Source organism: Melaminivora sp., from assembly GCF_032059615.1.
In the GTDB taxonomy this organism is placed as follows: domain Bacteria; phylum Pseudomonadota; class Gammaproteobacteria; order Burkholderiales; family Burkholderiaceae_C; genus Melaminivora.
In genome coordinates, this window is record NZ_DAMCAM010000012.1 from 1 (window position 1) to 21,884 (window position 21,884).

At 69.8% G+C, this 21,884-nt stretch carries 25 protein-coding genes; 16 read left to right on the forward strand and 9 right to left on the reverse strand.

Annotated elements, in window-relative coordinates; genetic code table 11:
• The 8 genes from RT051_RS04100 to RT051_RS04135 all read left to right on the forward strand — a co-directional run.
• The coding region (locus RT051_RS04100) for a hypothetical protein (protein ID WP_313072431.1) at positions 1 to 159 on the forward strand (159 nt) is incomplete at its 5' end.
• A gap of 8 nt (positions 160 to 167) precedes the next feature.
• Positions 168 to 881, forward strand: coding sequence for a 16S rRNA (guanine(527)-N(7))-methyltransferase RsmG (rsmG, locus tag RT051_RS04105; protein WP_313072245.1), 714 nt, complete (start codon positions 168 to 170; stop codon positions 879 to 881).
• A 72-nt stretch (positions 882 to 953) separates the two neighbouring features.
• Positions 954 to 1,568, forward strand: coding sequence for a LysE family translocator (locus RT051_RS04110; RefSeq protein ID WP_313072248.1), 615 nt, complete (start codon positions 954 to 956; stop codon positions 1,566 to 1,568).
• Between the two features lie 54 nt (positions 1,569 to 1,622).
• A complete protein-coding gene (locus RT051_RS04115) occupies positions 1,623 to 2,393 on the forward strand; it encodes an AAA family ATPase (protein WP_313072251.1) in 771 nt (256 codons plus the stop codon).
• Between the two features lie 81 nt (positions 2,394 to 2,474).
• On the forward strand, positions 2,475 to 3,023 hold the full coding sequence (locus RT051_RS04120) for an alpha/beta hydrolase (RefSeq protein ID WP_313072255.1): 549 nt from the start codon (positions 2,475 to 2,477) through the stop codon (positions 3,021 to 3,023).
• Positions 3,024 to 3,026: 3 nt separating this feature from the next.
• Positions 3,027 to 3,959, forward strand: coding sequence for a ParB/RepB/Spo0J family partition protein (locus RT051_RS04125; RefSeq protein WP_313072259.1), 933 nt, complete (start codon positions 3,027 to 3,029; stop codon positions 3,957 to 3,959).
• Between the two features lie 179 nt (positions 3,960 to 4,138).
• Positions 4,139 to 4,942: a class I SAM-dependent methyltransferase gene (locus RT051_RS04130; protein WP_313072262.1), complete on the forward strand. Its 804-nt coding sequence runs from the start codon at positions 4,139 to 4,141 to the stop codon at positions 4,940 to 4,942.
• Between the two features lie 10 nt (positions 4,943 to 4,952).
• Positions 4,953 to 6,212, forward strand: a complete 1,260-nt coding sequence (locus RT051_RS04135) for an MFS transporter (RefSeq protein WP_313072266.1) — start codon at positions 4,953 to 4,955, stop codon at positions 6,210 to 6,212.
• A gap of 25 nt (positions 6,213 to 6,237) precedes the next feature.
• On the opposite strand, the gene RT051_RS04140 is transcribed toward RT051_RS04135, so the two are convergent.
• From RT051_RS04140 to RT051_RS04165, 6 genes are all read right to left on the reverse strand, one after another.
• Positions 6,238 to 7,293, reverse strand: a complete 1,056-nt coding sequence (locus tag RT051_RS04140) for a c-type cytochrome (RefSeq protein ID WP_313072269.1) — start codon at positions 7,291 to 7,293, stop codon at positions 6,238 to 6,240.
• Positions 7,290 to 8,186 carry a c-type cytochrome gene (locus tag RT051_RS04145; protein ID WP_313072273.1) on the reverse strand — a complete coding sequence of 299 codons (897 nt, stop codon included), beginning with the start codon at positions 8,184 to 8,186 and terminating at the stop codon, positions 7,290 to 7,292. Before RT051_RS04145 ends, RT051_RS04140 begins: the two co-directional genes overlap by 4 nt.
• A 93-nt stretch (positions 8,187 to 8,279) precedes the next feature.
• Positions 8,280 to 8,570, reverse strand: a complete 291-nt coding sequence (locus RT051_RS04150; RefSeq protein WP_313072435.1) for a BrnA antitoxin family protein — start codon at positions 8,568 to 8,570, stop codon at positions 8,280 to 8,282.
• Between the two features lies 1 nt (position 8,571).
• A complete protein-coding gene (locus RT051_RS04155; RefSeq protein WP_313072276.1) occupies positions 8,572 to 8,853 on the reverse strand; it encodes a BrnT family toxin in 282 nt (93 codons plus the stop codon).
• 79 nt (positions 8,854 to 8,932) lie between these two features.
• Positions 8,933 to 10,357 (reverse strand): FAD-linked oxidase C-terminal domain-containing protein, encoded by a 1,425-nt coding sequence (locus tag RT051_RS04160; protein WP_313072279.1) that lies wholly within the window; start codon positions 10,355 to 10,357, stop codon positions 8,933 to 8,935.
• Positions 10,358 to 10,486: 129 nt separating this feature from the next.
• On the reverse strand, positions 10,487 to 11,131 hold the full coding sequence (locus tag RT051_RS04165; protein WP_313072282.1) for a hypothetical protein: 645 nt from the start codon (positions 11,129 to 11,131) through the stop codon (positions 10,487 to 10,489).
• Between the two features lie 153 nt (positions 11,132 to 11,284).
• Between RT051_RS04165 and RT051_RS04170 the strand changes: the two genes are divergently transcribed.
• From RT051_RS04170 to RT051_RS04185, 4 genes are all read left to right on the forward strand, one after another.
• On the forward strand, positions 11,285 to 11,857 hold the full coding sequence (locus RT051_RS04170; protein ID WP_313072286.1) for a cob(I)yrinic acid a,c-diamide adenosyltransferase: 573 nt from the start codon (positions 11,285 to 11,287) through the stop codon (positions 11,855 to 11,857).
• Between the two features lie 99 nt (positions 11,858 to 11,956).
• A complete protein-coding gene (locus RT051_RS04175) occupies positions 11,957 to 13,540 on the forward strand; it encodes a methyl-accepting chemotaxis protein (protein WP_313072290.1) in 1,584 nt (527 codons plus the stop codon).
• A 52-nt stretch (positions 13,541 to 13,592) separates the two neighbouring features.
• Positions 13,593 to 14,012, forward strand: coding sequence for a bacteriohemerythrin (locus tag RT051_RS04180; protein WP_313072294.1), 420 nt, complete (start codon positions 13,593 to 13,595; stop codon positions 14,010 to 14,012).
• 126 nt (positions 14,013 to 14,138) lie between these two features.
• The gene (locus RT051_RS04185) at positions 14,139 to 15,182 is read left to right on the forward strand and encodes a linear amide C-N hydrolase (protein ID WP_313072298.1); all 1,044 of its coding nucleotides are present in this window, start codon (positions 14,139 to 14,141) and stop codon (positions 15,180 to 15,182) included.
• A 111-nt stretch (positions 15,183 to 15,293) separates the two neighbouring features.
• On the opposite strand, the gene RT051_RS04190 is transcribed toward RT051_RS04185, so the two are convergent.
• Positions 15,294 to 15,716, reverse strand: coding sequence for a hotdog fold thioesterase (locus RT051_RS04190; protein WP_313072303.1), 423 nt, complete (start codon positions 15,714 to 15,716; stop codon positions 15,294 to 15,296).
• 109 nt (positions 15,717 to 15,825) lie between these two features.
• Positions 15,826 to 17,292, reverse strand: a complete 1,467-nt coding sequence (locus RT051_RS04195; protein WP_313072438.1) for an acetyl-CoA hydrolase/transferase family protein — start codon at positions 17,290 to 17,292, stop codon at positions 15,826 to 15,828.
• A 403-nt stretch (positions 17,293 to 17,695) separates the two neighbouring features.
• Between RT051_RS04195 and RT051_RS04200 the strand changes: the two genes are divergently transcribed.
• From RT051_RS04200 to RT051_RS04215, 4 genes are all read left to right on the forward strand, one after another.
• The gene (locus RT051_RS04200; protein ID WP_313072307.1) at positions 17,696 to 18,208 is read left to right on the forward strand and encodes a hypothetical protein; all 513 of its coding nucleotides are present in this window, start codon (positions 17,696 to 17,698) and stop codon (positions 18,206 to 18,208) included.
• A gap of 42 nt (positions 18,209 to 18,250) precedes the next feature.
• A complete protein-coding gene (locus tag RT051_RS04205) occupies positions 18,251 to 18,820 on the forward strand; it encodes a hypothetical protein (protein WP_313072309.1) in 570 nt (189 codons plus the stop codon).
• A 421-nt stretch (positions 18,821 to 19,241) separates the two neighbouring features.
• On the forward strand, positions 19,242 to 19,583 hold the full coding sequence (locus tag RT051_RS04210) for a hypothetical protein (RefSeq protein ID WP_313072313.1): 342 nt from the start codon (positions 19,242 to 19,244) through the stop codon (positions 19,581 to 19,583).
• A gap of 267 nt (positions 19,584 to 19,850) precedes the next feature.
• Complete coding sequence (locus tag RT051_RS04215; protein ID WP_313072316.1) at positions 19,851 to 20,375, forward strand: L,D-transpeptidase; 525 nt, start codon at positions 19,851 to 19,853, stop codon at positions 20,373 to 20,375.
• Here RT051_RS04215 and RT051_RS04220 read toward each other — a convergent pair.
• Complete coding sequence (locus RT051_RS04220) at positions 20,350 to 21,669, reverse strand: solute carrier family 23 protein (RefSeq protein WP_313072319.1); 1,320 nt, start codon at positions 21,667 to 21,669, stop codon at positions 20,350 to 20,352. The two genes, RT051_RS04215 and RT051_RS04220, sit on opposite strands and share 26 nt — an antisense overlap.
• Positions 21,670 to 21,884: the final 215 nt, after the last annotated feature.

Below are 21,884 nucleotides of genomic sequence, written 5' to 3' on the forward strand. Positions count from 1 at the left end.
CTGTCCATCGAGGTGCGCCAGACGCTGCAAAAGCACCGCCCCGAGACGCTGGGCCAGGCGTCGCGCATCTCGGGGGTGACGCCGGCGGCCATCTCGCTGCTGCTGGTGCACCTGAAAAAGGGCGGCTTCAAGGGCTTTGCCCCCGGCGCGCAGGAGTGAGGCAGGCCATGGTGTCCGTACCCGAAGAACGCGGCCCCGGCGCCGCCCCGGCCGCCGCGCTGGACTCGCTGCAAGCGCCCCTGCGCGCCGGCGTCGCCGCCCTGGGCCTGGAGCTGGACGAGGCCCAGCACCGCCAGCTGCTCGACTTCCTGGCGCTGCTGCACAAGTGGAACCGGGTCTACAACCTGACGGCGGTGCGCGACCCGCGGGAGATGCTGACGCACCACCTGCTCGACAGCCTGGCCGCCGTGGTCCCGCTGCAACGCCACCTGCGGGCGCTGCCGCCCGAGGCGGGCAGGGCGCCCCGCCTGCTGGACGTGGGCGCCGGCGGCGGCCTGCCCGGCGTGGTGTTCGCCATCTGCTGCCCCGGGCTGCAAGTGGACTGCGTGGACACGGTGGCCAAGAAGGCCGCCTTCATCCAGCAGGCCGCGGCCACCTTGCGCCTGCCGCGGCTGCGCGGCCTCCACGCGCGGGTGGAGTCTCTGGCCGACCCCTATCACGTGGTGAGCTGCCGGGCCTTTGCATCGTTGGCCGACTTCACCGCCTGGTCGCGCGCGGCCCTGGCGCCGCAGGGCGTCTGGCTGGCCATGAAGGGGCGCAAGCCCGAGGAGGAGATCGCCGCGCTGCCGCAGGACGTGCAGGTGTTTCACGTGGAACCTTTGGCCGTGCCGGGCCTGCAGGCCGAGCGCTGCATCGTCTGGCTGCGGCCGGCGGCGGGCTGACGCCGCCGCGACCGCGAAGGCCAGCCCTTACCATTGCGCCTTCGCTTCCTGCAGGCACCCGCCCCCTTTTTCATGTTCGGCATCGCTGACTATGGCGCCTTCGTGGCCGCCGTCGTGCTGTTCCTGGCCATCCCCGGGCCGGGCAATCTGGCGCTCATCACCTCGACCGGCAAGGGCGGCGTGCGCGCCGGCATGGCGGCGGCGCTGGGCGTCATCGCCGCCGACCAGGTGCTGATGTGGACGGCCGTGGCCGGCGTGGCGGCGCTGCTGGCCACCTACCCGGCGGCCTTCCATGCGGTGCAGTGGCTGGGCGCGGCCTACCTGGCGTGGCTGGGCTGGAGGATGCTCACCGCCCGGCCGGGCGACGCCCCGGTGCTGCGCATGCAGGCCCGGCACTACTTTCGCCAGGGCGCGGTCATCACGCTGCTCAACCCCAAGGCCATCGTGTTCTACATGGCGTTCTTTCCGCTGTTCGTCGATCCGACGCGCCACCAGGGCCTGCTGACCTTCGGCGTCATGGCGGCGACGATTGCCGCCCTCACGCTGGCCTACAGTCTGGTGGTGGTGCTGCTCACGCGGCAGCTGGCCGAGCGCATGCGTGCCAACCCGGCCGTGGCGCAGGGGCTGGAGAAGCTGGCCGGCATGTTCCTGATCGGCTTTGGCATCAAGCTTGCCCTGTCGCGCTAACCTGCGCCGAGCCGGGCACCGTCGTTTTCATCTCAACCTTTCACGCACCAGCGCATGGCCAAGATTTTTTGTGTCGCCAACCAAAAGGGCGGCGTTGGCAAGACCACCACCACCGTCAACCTGGCCGCCGGGCTGGCCAAGGTGGGCCAGCGCGTCCTGCTGGTGGACCTGGACCCGCAGGGCAACGCCACCATGGGCTCGGGCGTGGACAAGCGGGCCCTGGAGCACAGCGTCTATGACGTGCTGCTGGGCGAGCAGGGCGTGGCCGAGGCCGCGGTGGACACGCCCAAGGCCGGCTACCGGGTGCTGGGCGCCAACCGCGAGCTGGCCGGCGCCGAGATCGAGCTGGTCAACCTCCCGCAGCGCGAGACGCGGCTGAAACAGGCGCTGGCCGAAGTGGCTGCCCAGTACGACTTCATCCTGATCGACTGCCCGCCGGCGCTCAGCCTGCTCACCCTGAACGGCCTGTGCGCGGCACACGGCGTCATCGTGCCCATGCAGTGCGAGTATTTCGCGCTGGAGGGCGTGACCGACCTGGTCAACACCATCCGGCAGGTGCACGCCAACCTCAACCCCGACCTGCAGATCATCGGCCTGCTGCGCGTCATGTTCGACGCGCGCATCACGCTGCAGGCGCAGGTCAGCGAGCAGCTCAAGGCCCACTTCGGCGACAAGGTGTTCGACACCGTCATCCCGCGCAACGTGCGCCTGGCCGAGGCGCCCAGCTACGGCCTGCCGGGCGTGGTGTTCGACGGCAGCGCGCGCGGCAGCAAGGCCTTCGTGGAGTTCGCGCGCGAGATGGTGCAGCGCGTGCAGCACATGTGACGCGCCCGAAGGTTTTGCATGAAAACGCGGTCCAGCCCTGATGGGGCAAGGACTTGCAGCTATGAATAAAGGAGCCACCCCATGAAGCCCGAACAGGTCCTGTTGCTGCCCGGCTGGCAGAACTCCACCGAAGGCCACTGGCAGACCGAATGGCAGGCCGCGTATGGCTACCGGCGTGTCGAGCAGCACGACTGGTTCACGCCCAAGCGCGGCGACTGGTGCGCGCGGCTGGAGGACGTGGTGGCCGACAGCGACGGCCCCCTGGTGCTGGCCGCGCACAGCCTGGGCTGTGTCCTGGTGGCCTGGTGGGCCGCGCATTCGCAGCATGTGCACAAGGTGCGCGGGGCCCTGCTGGTGGCGCCGGGCGACGTCGAGCGCGACGACGCGCCGCCGCAGATCGCCAGCTGGGCGCCCATCGCCTGCCAGCCGCTGCCCTTTGCCGCCATAGTCGCCGCCAGCAGCGACGATCCCTACTGCACGCCCGGGCGCGCCGCCGAGCTGGCCCGCTGCTGGGGCGCGCGCTGCGTGGACATCGGCGCGCACGGCCACGTCAACGCTGCCTCGGGCCTGGGGCGGTGGGAGGCGGGCCACGCGCTGCTGCGCTCGCTCATGACGGACGGGGGCCGCTGAGCCATGGCGACCAGAAAACCCAAGGGCCTGGGCCGGGGTCTGGAGGCATTGCTGGGCCCGCGCGTGCACGAGCCCGTGCCTGCCGCCCCCGAGGGCGCGCCCTCCAGCCTGCCGCTGGAGGCGCTGCAGCCCGGCCAGTATCAGCCGCGCACGCGCATGGACGAGGGCGCGCTGTACGAGCTGGCCGAGAGCATCCGCGCCCAGGGCATCATGCAGCCCATTCTGGTGCGCCGGCTGGGGCCGGGCGAGGGCGCTGGCCGCTACGAAATCATTGCCGGCGAGCGGCGCTTTCGCGCCGCGCGCCTGGCGGGCCTGACCGACGTGCCAGTGCTGGTGCGCGACGTGCCTGACGAGTCGGCGGCGGCCATGGCGCTGATCGAGAACATCCAGCGCGAGGACCTGAACCCGCTGGAGGAGGCGCAGGGCCTGCAGCGCCTGACGCAGGAGTTCGGCCTGACGCACGAGCAGGCGGCGCAGGCCGTGGGCCGCTCGCGCAGCGCCGCCAGCAACCTGCTGCGCCTGCTGCAACTGGCCGAGCCCGTGCAGACCATGCTGATGGCGGGCGACCTGGACATGGGCCACGCCCGCGCGCTGCTCGCGCTCGACCGTGCCCGGCAAATCACCGCCGGCAGCCAGATCGCCGCGCGCAAGCTGTCGGTGCGCGAGACCGAGGCGCTGGTGAAAAAGCTCGCCGCCCCCGAGGGCGAAGACCCCCCGCGCAGCGCCCGCGAAGGCGCCAAGCCGCGCGACCTGCAGCGCGTGGAGGAGGAGCTGTCGGACCTGCTCATGGCCGAGGTCGAAGTGCGCGTGAAAAAGCGCACGCGACGCGCCGGCCGCGCCGAGGAGTCGGGCGAGCTGGCCATCCGGTTCGGCTCGCTCGACGCGCTCAATGGCCTGATCGAGCGGCTGCGCGGCGAGGGCGGCTCTCCGTTGTAGAAGCGGCCCCTCCCGGATACTCATGAAATATGCCTCAAACCCTTGCCAGTCAACGGGTTGCAGCTATCAATAGGTGACTGACAAGACGCCTGTTTGCGGCTGCAGCCGCCGCGCGGCGTGGCCCGGCTCCAGCCTCTCGCCGGCCTGGGTCCAGTCAGAAAACGGAACGTAGAACTTCCATGTCCCTGCTGCTGCGCTGGCCCCTATCTGCCGTGCTGGTCTGGCTGGCCGCCTGGCTGGCGCACGCGCTGGCGTGGCCGCTGGCCGGCCCCCTCGCGGCGCTGCTCGCGGCCAGCCTGGTGGGCGCGGCGGGCAGCCTGCTCGAGCGCCCCTGGTGGCGGCGCGCCCTGGTGGCGGTGGGCTTTCCCCTGGCGCTGCTGCTGCAGGGCGCCGCGGCGCTGCCGTCCTGGGCCTGGCTGCTGCCGCTGGCGCTGCTGCTGCTGCTCTACCCCCTGCACGCCTGGCGCGACGCGCCCGTCTTTCCCACGCCGCGCGGCGCGCTGGCGGGCCTGGCCGGGCGCGTGCCGCTGCCGCCGGGCGCCGCCGTGCTGGACGCCGGCTGCGGCCTGGGCGACGGCCTGCTGGCGCTGCGCGCCGCCTATCCGCAGGCAGCGCTGCACGGCCTGGAATGGAGCTGGCCGCTGGCCCTGCTGTGCCGCCTGCGCTGCCGCTTCGCGCACGTGCGCCGGGCGGATCTGTGGGCGGCCCCGTGGGGCGGCTATGCCCTGGTCTATCTCTTCCAGCGGCCCGAGTCCATGGCCCGCGCGGCAGAGAAGGCGCGGCAGGAGATGGCCCCGGGCAGCTGGCTGGTGAGCCTGGCCTTCGAGGTGCCGGGCTGGGCGCCGCAGGCCCGCCTGCCGGGCAGCGCCGGGCAGCCGGTCTGGATTTACCAGGTGCCGGAGCGGGGGGGCGGGCCGCCGCCTGGCATGTCCGCGACAGGGTCTGGCCACGCATCGCTGCCACGGCGGGGCGCTCCTACCTAAGATCGCAGCCATGCATTCTTCTTCCCCCGCTCCGCACGACGCCTCGCTGCGCCAGGACGCGCGCACCATCGGCCTGATCGGCCTGGCGCACGGTTCCTCGCACTTCTTCCACATGCTGCTGCCGCCGCTGTTCCCGTTCCTGATCGCGGAATTCGGCTTCTCCTACTCCGAGCTGGGCCTGCTGCTGTCGGTCTTTTTCGTTGTCTCGGGCGTGGGGCAGGCGCTGTCGGGCTTCATCGTGGACCGGATCGGCGCGCGGCCGGTGCTGTTCTTCGCGCTGGCCAGCTTTGCCGTGGCCGGTTTTACGGCCGCCAGCGCCGGCAGCTATGCCGGGCTGATTGCGGCGGCGGTGCTGGCCGGCCTGGGCAACGCGCCCTTCCACCCGGTGGACTTCACCATCCTGAACAAGCGCGTCTCGCCCCGGCGGCTGGGGCATGGCTACTCGGTGCACGGCATTTCGGGCAACCTGGGCTGGGCGGCGGCGCCCATCTTCATGGCCGGCATTGCCAGCGCCACCGGGTCCTGGCGCGTGGCCTGCGCCTGCGGCGCGGTGCTGGCGCTCATCGTGCTGGCCGTCATGGTGATCCACCGCGACGCGCTGGACGACCGCGCGGGCGCCCCGGGCGTGGCAGCGCCAGCGCCGGGCGCGGCGGCGCTGCAGGCCGAGCACCCGCTGGCCTTCCTCAGGCTGCCGGCGGTGTGGCTGTGCTTTTCGTTCTTCTTCTGGAGCACCTGTTCGCTGTCGGCCATCCAGAGCTTTGCCAGCCCGGCGCTGCAGAGCCTCTACGACATTCCGCTGACCACCACGGCGCTGGTGGTGACCGGCTACATGCTGTGCAGCGCCGCCGGCATGGTGCTGGGCGGCTTCCTGGTGGGGCGCGTGGCGCGGCTGGAGAAGACCATCAGCATCTGCCTGCTGGCCTCGGCCGCGCTGCTGGCCCTGGTCGGCCTGCAGGTGCTGCCCGGCATGGTGGCGCTGGCCCTGACGGCGCTGGCAGGCGCGGGCATCGGCATCGCCGGTCCGTCGCGCGACATGCTGATCAAGCAGGCAGCGCCGGCCGGCGCCACGGGCCGCGTCTATGGCACCGTGTATTCGGGGCTGGACCTGGGTTTCAGCCTGGCCGCGCCGGTGTTCGGCGCCATGCTGGACGCGGGCATGACGGCCGGCATCTTCCACGGCTCGGCAGCGGCGCTGGTGCTGAGCGTGGTCTCCGCGGCCTTCGTGGGCATCGGCGTGGCCACGCGCCGGCGCGTGGTGGCTGCGGCCTGACCCGCTGCCCTGGCTGGCCAGGCCCTCAGGGCCGTCCGCTGCCCAGCACGTAGCCGTTGACCGTGCGCCCGTACATGCTGTCGTCGGTGTCGTGGTACTTCTTGCGCGTTTCGGCCACCGAGCCGGTGAAGCGCGGGTCCTGCGGGCGCTCGTGGCTGTTCATGAAGAGCGCCACGTCCCAGGCCTGCTGCCCGGTGAGCGTCCTGCCCCGCCCCAGCGGCATGTTGGCATGGATGAAGCCCGAGGCATTGGCCAGGCCGTGCATGCCCGCGCCCCAGTTGAAAGACTGGGGCCCCCACAGCGGCGGGAAGACCTGCGTGTCGCCCACCCGTTGTCCCTGGCCGTCGGCGCCATGGCACAGGGCGCAGTTCTGCGCATAGACCTGCTCGCCCCGGGCGTAGTCGGGCGCCTGGGCGGGCTTGTCGAGCTTCGGGTAGCCGCTGCCCGGCATGGGCGTGCCCACGGGCGCGCCCTTGGCCAGCCAGAAGGCATAGCTTTGCAGCGCGGTCAGCACTTCGCTGTCGGCCGGCGGCGCCTTACCGTTCATGCTGTACATGAAGCAGCCCTGCAGGCGTGAGGCCAGCGTGTCCACCTCGCCGGTCTTCTTGCGGTAGGCCGGGTAGTGCACGAAGGCCGCCCACATCGGGGCCGAGTCGGCTTGGCGGCCGGCGTCGATGTGGCAGTTCACGCAGTTGAGGCGGTTGCCGACGTACTGGGGCGCGTGCTTGCCGGTTTCCATGAAGATGCGCTCGCCCAGGCGTACCATCTTGCCGAACTCGTCGTCGGGCAGGTCGATCTCGGCCGGGGGCGCAAAGCCCGCGCGCTCGACCAGCCGGGCCGTGGCCGAGGCGACACCATCGGGCGCGAGTGCCGGCTGCTGTCGCGCGTCCGCCGCCGGGGCAGCGGGGGCGGGCGGCGCCGGCGGCTCGGACGCCACCTGGGCGGCGGTGGGGGTGGCCGGCCAGGGCTTGTCCTGCACCTGGCGCTTGAACACCACGTTGCTGGCGATGACCACGCCCAGCACGAGCGCCACCAGCACGCCGGCAAACAGCAGCAGGCCGCGGATGCGTGGAATCTTCATGGGGTGCTGCCTTTCTGCGGTGAAGCTGCGCCCCGGGCGGGCGCCGGCGTGGCCGGGGCGGCGGTGGCCGGCACGGTGCTGGCCTGGCGCCCCAGGGTGGCGTAGTGCTCGGCCACGGCGATGATGTCGGCATCGCTCAGCTTGGCGGCGACGGCCACCATGAGCTTGAGCGGCCCGGGCGGACGGGTGTTGCCGCGCCAAGCCTTGAGCTGGTCGGCGATGTAGTTGGCCGGCAGGCCGGCCAGGGGCGGAAAGTGCTCGCCCACGCCCTGGCCGCCCGGGCCGTGGCACTGGGCGCAGGCGGGCAGGCCATCAGACCAGCGCCCCCGCGCGGCCAGCCAGGCGCCGGCATCGGTGGGCCGGGCGTCGGCGCGGGTTTCGGGGGTGAGGGGCGGCGGCGGCAGGCGGCTGTAGTACAGCGCCAGCGAGGCGCGCTCCTGCGGCGTGAGTCCCTGGGCGATGGGCTGCATGACCAGGTTGGCGCGGCTGCCGTCGGCGAAGGCATCGAGCTGCTCGCGCAGGTAGGTGCTGCCCGTGCCTGCCAGGTGCGGAAAGGCCGGCCCGCCTTCGCCGCGCTCGCCGTGACAGGCGATGCAGGCCGGCACGCCCTGCGCCGTGCCCTGGGCGGCAATCCGGCGGCCCAGCGCCTGGTCGGCGGCCGGGGCCGGGGGCGGCGCGGGCGTGCCCGGCAGGGCCACCGCCGGCGAATCGGGCGCTGCGCGCACGGGCTGCTGTGCCCGCGCGCCCGGCGCAAGCGCCAGCAGTCCCGCCAATATCAGGGCGGCGCTGGCGCCCTGCTCCAGCACCGCAAAGGGCGCCAGCGCCTGGCGGTCCGGGCGCGGGGGATGCCCGGGAGTAGCAGGCGGGGAGAAGCCGGTTTTGCTGGCTGACATGGGCGCTCCAGGACGGGGTGGTCACACGTAGCGGCCATCGTAGGCAGCCCCGGGCGGCCTGGTCTGTCAGCGGTCGCCGCTTGCGGGCGGCTTTCAGCCCGGACGGTGCGTTCGCAACCAATCCTTCAGCGCATCATTTATGCGTGTTTGCCAGCCCGGTCCAGCAGCGCGAAAAGCTGCAAGCACCTCGTGGTCGAAGCGGATTGCAACCTGCTCCTTGCCACCACTGCCGGCAGGGCGTCCCCGCTTCCTGGCCACCCGGGCCATGCCCTCCAGCATCTCCTGGCGCGACAGGGGCCGCTCGTCTTCGTCACATCCGTCCCATACGTGGTGCCCGCTCGCTGCAGCGGCACGCACTGCTTCAGCCGTCTGCCTGCGGCTCATTTCATTCACCTTCGAGCCAGTCAAGATACACCTCGCTTTCCTCGCTGCTTGCGCGGCGAAAGCTGATCACACGTGCGGCCGCCGCGCGTTCGACATGCACCAGGGTCAGCACCGCCAGCGCCTCGGCCACATAAGAAAACGACTGCAGTCGCAGTTCCCCGCCACGTATCACTTCGACATCCAGGCGATAGGCTGAATCAAGGACCCAGTGCGCGTCGGCAAAATCCAGACCATGCTTGGCCAAGTTGGCTTGCCGCTTGGGTTCATCCCATGTCAGGAACATTTTGGCATTATTTTCCGTAGATGCAAATATTGCCTTTGCCAGCCTCAAAGCATGCTGGATGGGCGGCCAGTCCTGTTTTTCAGAGCACGAAGATCTTGCCCGGGTTCAGGATGTTCTGTGGATCGAGCGCCCGCTTGATGGTGCGCATCATCTCCACCGCGCCTTCGCCCGCCTCGTCCACCAGGAAGCCCATCTTGTGGATGCCCACGCCGTGCTCGCCGGTGCAGGTGCCGCCCAGCGCCAGGGCCCGGGCAACCAGCTGGTGGTTCAGGCGCTCGGCCGTCTCGCGCTCCTCGGGCACGGCGGGGTCGAGCAGGTAGCCGAAGTGGAAGTTGCCGTCGCCCACGTGGCCGACCAGGAAGTAGGGGATGCCGCTGGCGTCGGCCTCGGCGACCGAATCGAGCAGGCAGTCGGCCAGGCGCGAGATGGGCACGCAGGTGTCGGTGCTGATGGCCTTGCAGCCCGGACGGCTCTGCACGGCGGCGAAGTAGGCGTTGTGCCGCGCCGTCCACAGGCGCGTGCGCTCCTCGGGCGTGGTGGCCCACTCGAACGCGTTGCCGCCAAAGTCCTGGGCGATCTGCTGCACGGTTTCGGCCTGCTCCTGGACGCTGGCGGGCGAGCCGTGGAACTCCATCAGCAGCAGGGGCTCCTCGCGCAGCGACAGTTTGGAGTGCGCGTTGACCAGGCGCACGCTGTGGGCGTCGATCAGCTCGACGCGCGCGATCGGCACGCCCAGCTGGATGGTCTGGATCACGGTGCGCACCGCGGCCTCGATGCTCGGGAACGAGCAGATCGCCGCGCTCACCGCCTCGGGCAGGGGGTACAGGCGCAGCGTGACCTCGGTGAAGATGCCCAGCGTGCCCTCGCTGCCCACCATCAGCCGCGTCAGGTCGTAGCCGGCGCTGCTCTTCCTGGCGCGGGTGCCGGTGCGGATGGCCTCGCCGCTGGCCGTGACCACCTGCAGCGCCAGCACGTTCTCGCGCATGGTGCCGTAGCGCACGGCGTTGGTGCCCGAGGCGCGCGTGGCAGCCATGCCGCCGATGCTGGCGTCGGCGCCCGGGTCGATGGGGAAAAACAGGCCGGTGTGCTTGATGGCTTCGTTCAGCGCCTTGCGCGTGATGCCCGGCTGCACGGTCACGGTGAGGTCGTCGGCATCGATGGACAGGACCTGGTTCATGCGCGAGACGTCCAGGCTGATGCCGCCCTGCACCGCCAGCAGGTGACCCTCCAGGGACGAGCCGGCGCCGTAGGGGATGACCGGCGTGCCGTACTGCCCGGCCAGGCGCACGGCGTCCTGCACGTCCTGGGTGCTTTCGGCAAAGACCACGGCGGACGGCGGCGGCGCGCTGATCGAGCCCTCGTCGCGGCCATGCTGCTCGCGCACCGACAGCGCCGTGGCAAGGCGCGCTCCGAAGCGTCCGGCCAGAGCGCCCAGCAGTGCCTGGGGCGCCGGGCGCAGGGGGGTGGCAGGTTGCAGTTCGGCAGCGTGGAGAGGAGCGTTCATGGCAGTGCGGCCCCGGCGGGGCACTCGTTCGGAAGGGAAAAGCCATTGTAGGAAGCGCTCGTCACCGGGCATGAAAAAGCCCGCCGGCGCCAGGTGCGGCGCGGGCAGGCGGGCGAGGCTGAAACGGACTCAACGCTGTGAGGCAGAGGCGTCGAATTCCGAACGCGACAGCGTGCCGTTGCGGTCCCTGTCCAGGTCCTTGAAGCGCGAGGCCAGGCCTGGAATCTTCTCGGCCTCGGCGGCGCTGATGCGGCCGTCGTGGTTGGTGTCGGCGCGGTCGAAGCTGCCTGCGGCGCTGCTGGTCATGGGCGCCGTGTTGTTGGCCGTGGCGTTGACGCCGTCGCGCCCGCTCAGGCCGGTGGCGCCGGGGTTGGTGTCGCCATTGGGGCGGTGCACGTTCGGCGCGCTGGACGTGGAGGAAGCCATGCCGGAGCCGGTCGTCGTGCGGTCGCGGGTGGTGATGGCCTGGTTGTCGCCGCGCTGCGGCTGCCCCGGCGTGGCGTGCGGCAGGTTGGAGCGGTGCTGGGTCTCGTTGCTCACGCCGCTCTGGCTGGAGCTGTTGTAGGTGTTGCCGGTGGAGACGCTGGAAGAGGTGGTTGCGGCACCATCTGCACCTGCGGGCAGGGGTGTGGCGTGCGGCGTGTTGGGTTGCCTCAGGCTCGGGTTGGAGGTTTGTGCCTGGGTCAGGGTGCCGCCCAGGGCCAGCGCGGCAAACAGCATCACGCTGCGGACATCGAAGGGAGAGAAGGGGCGTCGTTGCTTTTGTTCAAGCATGGTGGGACTCCATGAGAGTGGAACAGGCCTTCATTGCAGCGGTTTCCCTCCTCGCCGGCCAGCACTTTTGCCCGCTGTTGCCCGCGGCGACAATTGACCCCGGGGATGTAACCCACAATGCCCCATTGACCCGCATCGGGAAGGAATTGCGCCATGGGTAACCGCCTGACACAGATAGCCACGCGCACCGGCGACGACGGCACGACCGGCCTGGGCAACAACACGCGCGTATCCAAGGCCAGCGGCCGGCCCTGCGCCATGGGCGACGTGGACGAGCTCAACTCGCACATCGGCCTGTTGCTGTGCGAGCCGCTGCCCGGCGACGTGCGCGAGCTGCTGATCGACGTGCAGCACCAGTTGTTCAACCTGGGCGGCGAGCTGTCCATCCCGGGCTTCGAGCTGCTCGCACCCGAGGCGCTGGCGCAGCTCGACCAGGCCCTGGCGCGCTACAACGCGCAGCTGCCGCGGCTGCAGGAGTTCATCCTGCCGGCGGGCACGCGCGCGGCCGCCCAGGCGCATGTCTGCCGCACGGTGGCGCGCCGGGCCGAGCGCGCCGTGGTGGCGCTGGGCGCCGAGGAGGAGCTGCGCGCCGCGCCGCGGCAGTACCTCAACCGCCTGTCGGACCTGCTGTTCGTGCTGGCGCGCGTGCTCAACCGCGCCGAGGGCGGGGGCGACGACGTGTACTGGAAGAGCGAGCGCCTGGCGCGCGCGCAGGACGCCGAGTGAACAGGCGCCAAGGCCGGGCGGCCGGCAGGGAGATCAGGGTTTTCCCTGGCGCATCGCGGAAAATACCGGGCCATTGATCCACGATAGGGAAGAGCCGCCATGCGGGCGAACGATTTCAAGATAGGCACCCGGCTGGGGGTGACCTTCGGACTGCTGATCCTGACCATGCTGGCCATCGTCTTCGTCGGGCTGCTGCGCCTGGGGTCGGTGCAGCAGATCACCACCGGCTTCATCGAGGACGACTGGGCCAAGACCGACGCGGCCAACGTCATCGACGTCCACACCCGCGCCAACATCCAGCGCACCATCGAGGTGGTGCTGTCCTCCGACCCCGCCCAGCGCAAGGCTGCGCTGGACTTCATGGCCACCAACCGCCAGGCCATCGACGCGGCGCTGGCCACGCTGGACGCCAAGGTGCACCTACCCGAGGCAAAGGCGCTGATCGCGCGCTTCAAGTCGCTGCGCTCGGGCTATGTGGAGTCCTACACCCGGGTGATCGAGCTGGCGCAGTCCGGCCAGCGCGAGGAAGCCCTGACCCTGCTGCATAGCCAGACGCTGCCGGCGCTGGAGCAGCTGCGCCAGCCCATCCACAGCCTGAACGCGCTGCAGCACCAGGTGGCCAAGTCCGGGGGCGACAGGGCGCTGGGCGACATCCGCAATGCCCGCTGGGTCATGCTGTCGCTGGGCGCGGCAGCGCTGCTGCTGAGCGTGGTCTCGGCCTGGGGCATCACCCGGTCCATCGTGGGGCCGCTGCGCCGCGCGGTGGCGGCGGCCCAGGCCGTGGCGCAGGGCGACCTGGGCCAGCACATCGAGGTCACCGGGCGCGACGAGGCCGCGCAGCTGCTGCAGGCGCTGCACGACATGAACGCCAGTCTGGCGGGCGTGGTGGCCAATGTGCGCGGCGGCAGCGAGGCCATCGCCTCGGCCACCAGCCAGATCGCCGCGGGCAACACCGACCTGTCCTCGCGCACCGAGGAGCAGGCCAGTGCCCTGGAGCAGACGGCCGCGTCCATGCAGGAGCTGGCCGGCACCGTGCGCCAGAACTTCGAGCACGGCCGCCATGCCAACCAGATCGCCGAGGCCGCCTCGCAGGTGGCCGTGCGCGGCGGCAGCGTGGTGGCGCAGGTGGTGCAGACCATGGAGGCCATCAACGGCTCCTCGCGCCGCATTGCCGACATCATCGGCGTGATCGACTCCATTGCTTTTCAGACCAACATCCTGGCGCTCAACGCCGCGGTGGAGGCCGCGCGCGCCGGCGAGCAGGGCCGGGGCTTTGCCGTGGTGGCCGGCGAGGTGCGCCAGCTGGCGCAGCGCTCGGCCGAGGCGGCGCGCGAGATCAAGGGCCTGATCGAGACCTCGGTGAGCAACGTCTCCGAGGGCAGCCGCCAGGTGGAGCGCGCCGGCGCCACCATGGACGAGATCGTGGTGAGCGTGCGCCGCGTGGCCGACATCATGTCCGAGATCACCCAGGCAAGCGAAGACCAGACCGCCGGCATCGAACAGATCAACCAGGCCGTGGGCCAGATGGACCAGGTGACGCAGTCCAACGCTGCCCTGGTGGAGGAGGCAGCGGCTGCGGCGCAGTCGCTCGAACTGCAGGCCCAGGGCCTGGTGCGCGCCATTGCCGTCTTCAGGCTGCAGCCCGCGGCGGGCGGCGCGCCCGCACTGGCACTGGCGGGCTGAGGCCCGAGCAGCGCCGCGCAACACATCACACCGTCTCGGGAGGCAAGGGCAAATGGCGTACTTCGAATGGGCAGGCGACATGGAGATCGACCAGGGGCCGATCGACGCGGACCACCGCAGGCTGGTGGACCAGGTCAACGAACTGCATGACGCCACCAGCCAGGGCCGGGGCCAGGAGATCGTCGGCCGCCTGCTTGGCGAGTTGGTGCGCGACACGGTCGAGCACATCCGGCGCGAGGAGCGCTACCTGGAGAGCATCGGCTTTCCCGAGACCGCGCAGCACCGCGAGGGGCACGAGCGCTTCGTCGCGTCGCTGCAGCAGCTGCAGGGGCAGTACGACGCCGGCCACATCACCGTGGCGGCGCAGCTGTCGGCGCTGCTGCGCGACTGGCTGTCGCTGCACATCCGGCGCAGCGACAAGGCCATCAAGACCTTCCTGCAGCGGCGCGAGCGCGGGCAGGCCCGCCGCTGAGGCGGTGAAAATATCCCAGGCTGTTATTTGGTGGTTTAATGCCTTTTCGATCGTGCCCGCCCCTCAGGGGCGGTTTTTTTTGCCTGCGAACAAGGGGTTGCCCAGCGGGCAGCCATCGGAAAAGCCATGAAGAAAAATTTCGCTCTCGCTGCGGTTGCCTGCGCTGCCGCGGTGTTGTCTGTCCCGCTGGCGAATGCCTGCACGCGGGTTCTTTACGAGACTGGCACAGGCAATTTCATCGTCGGACGCACCATGGACTGGTACGACGATACGGCCACCGACCTGTGGGCCTTTCCGCGCGGAATGGCGCGTGATGGGGGCGTCGGGCCCGGGTCCATCCAATGGACATCGAAATACGGCTCCATCGTGGGCGATATTTACGACGCGGGGTCGGCCGATGGCATGAACGAGGCAGGCCTGGTGACCAACGTGCTGTATCTGGCCGAGTCGGATTACGGCGATGCCAGGGCAACCGGCAAGCCGCTTCTGTCGATCGGTGCCTGGGGCCAGTACATCCTGGACAACTACGGCTCGGTCGCCGAGGCAGTGGCGGGGCTGCAAACAGAGCCCTTTGCCATCATTGCCCCCGCCCTGCCGGGCGGCAAGGCTGCGGCCGGGCATATTGCGATCGCAGACGCATCGGGGGACAGCGCCATTTTTGAATACCTCCAGGGCAAACTGGTGATTCACCACGGGCGCGAACACAAGGTCATGACCAACTCGCCGCCGTTTGACGAGCAGTTGGCCATCAATACCTACTGGAACGACGTCGGCGGGCTGAAATTCCTCCCCGGCACGCACCGCGCCGCCGACCGCTTTGCCCGGGTGGGCTGGAACCTGCGGGCCACGCCGCAGGTCAAGGATCAGGCCTTGGCCGTGGCTACCGTGTTTTCCATCATCCGCAATATCTCGGTGCCACTGGGGATTTCCGACCCGGAAAAGCCCAACATCGCGGCCACTCTGTGGCGCACGGTCGCCGACACCAAAGAGCGGCGTTATTACTTCGAATCCGCTTTCTCTCCCAGTGTTTTCTGGGTGGATATGTCCAAGTTGAATCTTGCGGCCGGCTTCAAGCCAAGCAAGCTCGATCTGAGCAACAAGCCCATTCTCTCCGGCGAGGTCTCGGGCAAGTTTGCCGCTGCCGAGCCGTTCAAGTTTCTGTCGCATTGACGCAGGTCGCTGCCGGCCCGCAGGGCATGCAGGCCACCGGTTTCGTCTTCCACCTTGACAAGGTGTCATCGAAACCGGCAGCAGCCCAGACTCCCTGGTCTTGCAGAGTCCTCAGCGCGGTGCCAGGATGGCCATGGTGATGCGCGAGACGCAGGTCAGCTCGCCGGCCTCGTTGGTCAGGTCGATCTGCCAGACCTGGGTGGTGCGCCCGACGTGCACGGCCCGCGCCGTGCCCGTGACCCAACCCGAGGAGACGCCGCGCAGGTGGTTGGCGTTGATGTCCAGGCCCACGGCGCGGTGGCCCTCCGGGCAGCTGCAGGCCGCGCCGACCGAGCCCATGGTCTCGGCCAGCACCACGCTCACGCCGCCGTGCAGCAGGCCGTAGGGCTGGCGCGTGCGCTCGTCGACCGGCACGCGCGCGCGCAGCCAGTCGTCGCCGATGTCGGTGAATTCGATGCCCAGGTGCGAGACGGCGGTGTTGGCGCTCAGGGCGTTGAGCTGCTCGACGGTGATGGGGCGGGTCCAGAGGGGCATGGTCGGATGAGGGAGAAAAGCTGCGGAAAGGCCGGCGCACGGCCGGCGGCTGCGCCCGATTATTGGGCTGCGGGGCGCGCCGGCTGTCCCGCAGGCTACAGGGGCAGGCTCAGAGCCGCATGCTTCCCGTCTCCAGGTAGCGCTGGTGCCAGGCCAGCGCCTCGGCCAGAAGGTGCGGCGTGTGCTGCGCGCCGCGCTGGCGGGCGCGGTCGAAGTAGTCCTGCAGGAGCGGCCGCCAGTGCGGGTGGGCGCAGCGGTCGATGATGCGCTGCGCGCGCTGGCGGGGGCTGAGGCCGCGCAGGTCGGCCAGGCCCTGCTCGGTGACGATGATCTGCGTGTCGTGTTCCGTGTGGTCCACGTGCGAGACCATAGGCACGATGCATGACACCGCCCCGCCCTTGGCGGTCGAGGGGGTGACGAAGAACGACAGGTAGCCGTTGCGCGCGAAGTCGCCCGAGCCGCCGATGCCGTTCATCATGGCCGAGCCCATGAGGTGGGTGGAGTTGACGTTGCCGTAGATGTCGGCCTCGATCATGGCGTTCATGGCGATCACGCCCAGGCGGCGCACCAGCTCGGGGTGGTTGCTGATCTGCTGCGAGCGCAGCACGATGCGCTCGCGGTAGAAGGCGAGGTTGTCGGTGAACTCGCGCAGCGCCGGGGCGCTGAGCGAGATCGCCGTGGCCGAGGCGGCGCGCATCTTGCCGCGGTGGATCAGCTCCAGCATGCCGTCCTGCAGCACTTCGGAGAAACCCACCAGCTCCTCGAACGGCCCGTCCAGCAGGCCCGAGAGCACGGCATTGGCGACGTTGCCAACGCCCGACTGCAGGGGCAGCATGCCGCTGGGCAGCCGGCCCTTCTTCACCTCGTGCTCTAGGAAGTCGATGATGTGCGCGGCGATGCGCTGCGAGTCGGCGTCGGGCCGGGCAAAGGCCGTGTCCCGGTCGGGCGCATGCGTCTCGACCACGGCGATGACCTTGTCCGGGTCCACGCGGAAGTAGGGCTCGCCGATGCGTTCGGTGGCCTGCGTCAGGTGGATGGGCTGGCGCCGCGGCGGGATGGCCGTGCCGTAGTAGATGTCGTGCATGCCCTCCATCTCGATGGGCGGCAGCGAATTCACCTCCAGGATCACGCGCTCGGCGATATCCAGCCAGGTCTTGTTGTTGCCCACGGCCGCCGAGGGGATCAGGCGCCCGTCGGGCAGCACGCCCAGCACCTCGACCACCGCCACGTCCAGGGGCCCGAGAAAGCCGAACCAGGCCTGCTGCGCCACGTGCGACAGGTGGATGTCCACGTAGTCGATCTCGCCGGCATTGATGCGCTCGCGGCACAGCGGGTCGGACTGAAAGGGCAGGCGCTGCGCGATGCCGCCCACCTTCGCCAGCGCGCCATCGAGCTCGGGCGCGGTGGAGGCGCCTGTCCACACGTTGACCTTGAACGGCCGACCAGCCGCATGCTCGGCCTCGATGCGTGCGGCCAGCGCCTGCGGCACGGCCTTGGGGTGCCCCGAGCCGGTGAAGCCGCTCATGCCCACGGTGGCGCCGGCCGGGATCAGCGTCGCCGCCTCGGCGGCGCTCATGCGTCGGCCGGCCAGGCCGGAATGCTGGATGCGCGAAGAAGCGCCAACAGGAAACAGCGGGGGCGGGACCACGAGGGGCAGGGGCATGCAGGCTCCAGGGAAGGGAAAAAGACCCGGGCCATCCTATAAGGGTTTTCACTGAAGCACGTCGGACCGTGCCGACGGCGCGGGTGCGCGGAAAAGGCGTGCGCCGCCGCCGCCGCGTGTCCGGCGCGGTCACCTACGCGCGGTCGGGAAATTCGTGCACGCCCCCGCGCACCGGGCGGCAGAACACTGGCGCCTGTCGAGCAGGGACAGCACGAGGAAGGCCAAGCCGCCCTTGTGCGTCCGGGCCCCGGACCGTGGCGCAAGCCCGCCGGGATTGCAGGCCACCCATCCATTGCCCTCGCAGGGAGGAACCACCATGTCAAACCATTCCATCAAAGCCTTGTCCGTCGCCGCCGCCCTGGCGCTATCCGCCGCTGGCGCGTGGGCGCAAACCGGCAGCACCGCCAGCCAGCCCGTGAACACCGTCGGCACGACCTCGCAGGAGGCGCGCGAGGCCACGCAGAAGGCCGTGCCCCGCGCAGATACCGCCACCGTGGTGCGGACGGGTCCGACGGCTGCGGAGCGCGCCTCGCAGCTGACCCAGTCTGTCCAGAACGACACGTCGAGCGGCAACCCCTCCGATGCCAGCGGCTCCCAGCCCAACGCAGCCACGGGCAGCACGACCGGCAGCACCAGCGGAAACACGGCAAACGGCATGTCCGGCAATGCCGCGACCAGCGGCACCACCGGCGCCAGGGTGGACGACAGTGCTGCCCGCACCGGCAGCTCCGCCGACATGACGAGCGGCCAGCGTGTCGATTCGTCCACCACGGCCTCCAGCCGCACGCGCAACCGTGCGACCCGTGCTGCCCGCGCGGACCGCAACTGACGGGCTTTTTTTGCCAGATCCCAACCCACCCAAGGAGAATCCATGAACACGAATACGCCCATGAATGCCGGCGCAACCACCGCCAACCCGGCCACTGAGCCGCGCTACCTGGTGACAGGCCTGTTTCCCGACCGCGCCGCCGCCGAGGCGGCCTACAACGCGGCCCATACCCGGGGCTACACCACCGACGATGTGAACCTGGTCATGTCCGACGACACCCGCGTGCGCCACTTCGGCAATGAGGCGGTCGAGACGGAGCTGGGCAACAAGGCAGCCAAGGGTGCCGGCATCGGCGGCGCCATCGGCGGCACGGTGGGCGCCATCGCCGCGGCCATCGCTGCCGTGGGCACGACCCTGGCTTTGCCCGGCCTGGGTCTGGTGGTGGCCGGTCCGTTGGCCGCTGCCGTGGCGGGCGCGGGCGCGGGTGCCGCGGGCGGCGGGCTGATCGGCGCGCTGATCGGCTGGAACATGCCCGAGGAGCGGGTCAAGGAGTACGAGGAAGGCATCAAGCAGGGCGGCATCCTGATGGGCGTGCACGCTCGCTCCGACGAAGATGCGGCCTATCTTGAAGAGCAGTGGCGCCACAACCGCGGCGACCGCGTCTACCGCTGAACCACAGAGGTCCCAGGGCGGCATTGCGCCGCCCACCCTGGCACCATACGGCCACCTGTTGCGTGGCCGTCTGCTTTTGTGCTGAGCCTTGCTGCCGCCTGCGGTGGCGCTGGCTGAACAAATGCCGGGCCGGAAAAGAAGAATTTCATAGCGCAAAGCCCAGTATTGGCACCGGGAAAAGCGTTATTTCGTGAAAATCTGTGGCATGCGTCAAGAGCCCTATAACACACCGGGCGAAGTTCCTACAGGAGCGGGGGAAATTCCAGCACGGCCGCGCCTCGGGATTGCGCGAACACTGGCAACACCACTAGCGACAGCGTGAGGGGTCGATCCCGAGCTGTCAGGCGGGCCCGATGCAGTGGGCCTGTCGAACAGGCTGGGGCTATTTCATCCACTATCACCTTGTAAGGAAGTACTCGCCATGTTGAAAACCGCCGTCAAGACTCTTTCCCTGACCGCAGCCCTGGCCCTGTCCGCCGCTGGCGCCTGGGCACAGACCAGTTCCACGACGCCCCCGGTGACCCCGTCGCCGACCGGCAACTCGCCAGCACCCCAGGTCAGCAACAGCCAGGCCGCCATGGGCAACAGCGGGGCCGCTGGCAACACGAACGCCACGGGCACAACCGGCACGTCGTCGGCCACCACCGGCGGCACCATGTCCGGCAGCGGCGACACGGCCATGACCAACGACCGCCAGGACAACATGCGCAGCACCACCAGCGACCGCACGCGCAACCGTGCGGCCCGCGCCGACCGCAACTGAAGTCCCCACAAGGCGCAAGTCAAACCCTGAAAGTGGGAACCTCCGGACGGGCCTCGCCCGTCCGGACGAAAACGCCGCTGACCTGGAGCATCCATGGCGGACCAACCGCTCCGAACATTCCTGCCGACGATCGGCGCAGCGCTGGCAGTGGCGCTGGCCTTCATGGCGACACCTGCGACCGCCGCAGGAGCATCCCCCTCAGCACTCTCCTCGCCGGGTTCCGGCAAGCAAAATCAGGGTCCCGCCCTGTCCCGGGAAGCCCGCGACATGCTCGCCTGGGTGCGCAGCAGCGGCAACAACGCCGGATTGCCCTTCGCCGTGATCGACAAGCACGGCGCCGCTGTGCACCTGTTTGATGCGCAAGGCACCCTGCAAGCCTCTTCGCCCGTGCTGCTGGGCCTGGCTCGCGGCGACCATTCCGTACCTGGCATCGGCGAGCGGCCTATGGCCCAGATCGCGCCGCACGAGCGCACCACTCCGGCGGGGCGATTCGCCTCCGAGCCCGGCGTCAATCTGCAGGGCGACGACATCGTCTGGGTGGACTATGACGACGCCATCTCCATGCACCGCGTGCGGCCCACCAAGGCGTCCGAACGCCGGCTGCAGCGCCTGGCCAGCCCCACGGTGGCCGACAACCGCATCTCCTACGGCTGCATCAACGTGCCTGCCTCCTTCTACGACCGCTTCATCGCCCCCACGTTGGGCAGCCACCCGGGCGTGATCTACGTCCTGCCGGAGACGCAGCCGGCGGCTGCGCTCTTCGGTTTCAGCCCCGCGGCCGCGCCGCGCTGACGTCGCCGCCCTGTCCGCGCGCGAGCAGGGCGTTGAGCACGATGGCACCGAAGGTGGCGGTGCCGATGCCGCCCAGCGCGAAGTCGCCAAACTTGAGCGTGAACTCGCCCGTGCCCAGGATCAGCGTGATGGCGGCCACCAGCAGGTTGCTGCTCTGCGAAAAATCCACCCGGTTGTCCACCCAGATCTTGGCTCCGGCAATCGCGATCAGCCCGAACACCACGATGGACACCCCGCCCATGACGGGCAGCGGAATGGCCTGGATCAGCGCGCCGAACTTGGGGCTGAAGCCCAGCAGCACGGCGATGAGGGCTGCCACCAGGAACACCGCGGTCGAGTAGATGCGCGTGGCCGCCATTACCCCGATGTTCTCCGCGTAGGTGGTCACCCCGGTGCCGCCGACGGCGCCGCTGATCATGGTCGCCACCCCGTCGCCAATGAAGGCCCGGCCCATGTAGCGGTCGATGTTCCTGCCCGTCATGGCCGTGACGGCCTTGATGTGGCCCAGGTTCTCGGCCACCAGGATGATGACCACCGGCACGATCAGCAGCACGGCCGGGGCGCTGAACTCGGGCGCGTGGAAACGCGGCAGCCCCAGCCACGGCGCGGCAGCCACGCCCGACAGGTCGATCGGCTTGCCCAGGCCCAGGCCATTGGTGAGCAGGGCATAGGCCAGGCTTGCCACGATCAGCCCCACCAGGATCAAGAGGCGCTGCACCATGCCGCGCGTGAACACGGCCACCAGCGCCACGCAGACAAAGGTGAGTGCCTGCATCCAGGCCTCGAAGTTGTTGGCCGCCATGTTCTTGATGGGCACGCCTGCCAAGTTCAGGCCGATCACGGCCACCACTGCGCCGGTGACCACCGGGGGCATGAAACGCTCGATCCAGCCCGTGCCCACCAAGTGCACCACCACACCCACCAGCGTGTAGAGGGCGCCGCAGGCGATGATGCCGCCCAGGGCCAGGCCGATGTTCTCGTTGGGCCCCTTGCCGGCATAGGCCGTCGCGGCGATGACCACGCCGATGAAGGCGAAGGACGAGCCCAGGTAGCTGGGCACGCGCCCGCCCGTGATCAGAAAGAAGATCAGCGTGCCGATGCCGCTCATGAACACGGCCAGGTTGGGGTCGAACCCCATCAGGATGGGGGCCAGCACCGTGGAGCCGAACATGGCGATCACGTGCTGCACGCCCATCAGCCCGGTCTGGGGCCAGGGCAGGCGCTCATCCGGGGCAATGACCCCGCCCGAGCGCAGCACCTCGGCCGGGCGCTCACTCCATTGGAAAAAACCCATGGCTTTTCACTCCTGTTTGCATGAAAAAAGGTGCGCGATGGTAGAGCGTCCAGCCGTTTCCCGGGCGCGCTGGCAAGGGCCGGTGGAGGGTGAGGCGCTTTTGCAACTGACTATGGAAGGCCCGCAAGGCATAGATAAACTTCCGACACTCCTGTAGGGGTACTGTCCCGTCGCCGGCACCGGGCTCTCCCGGTGCGTCAGGCGGATGGTTTTTC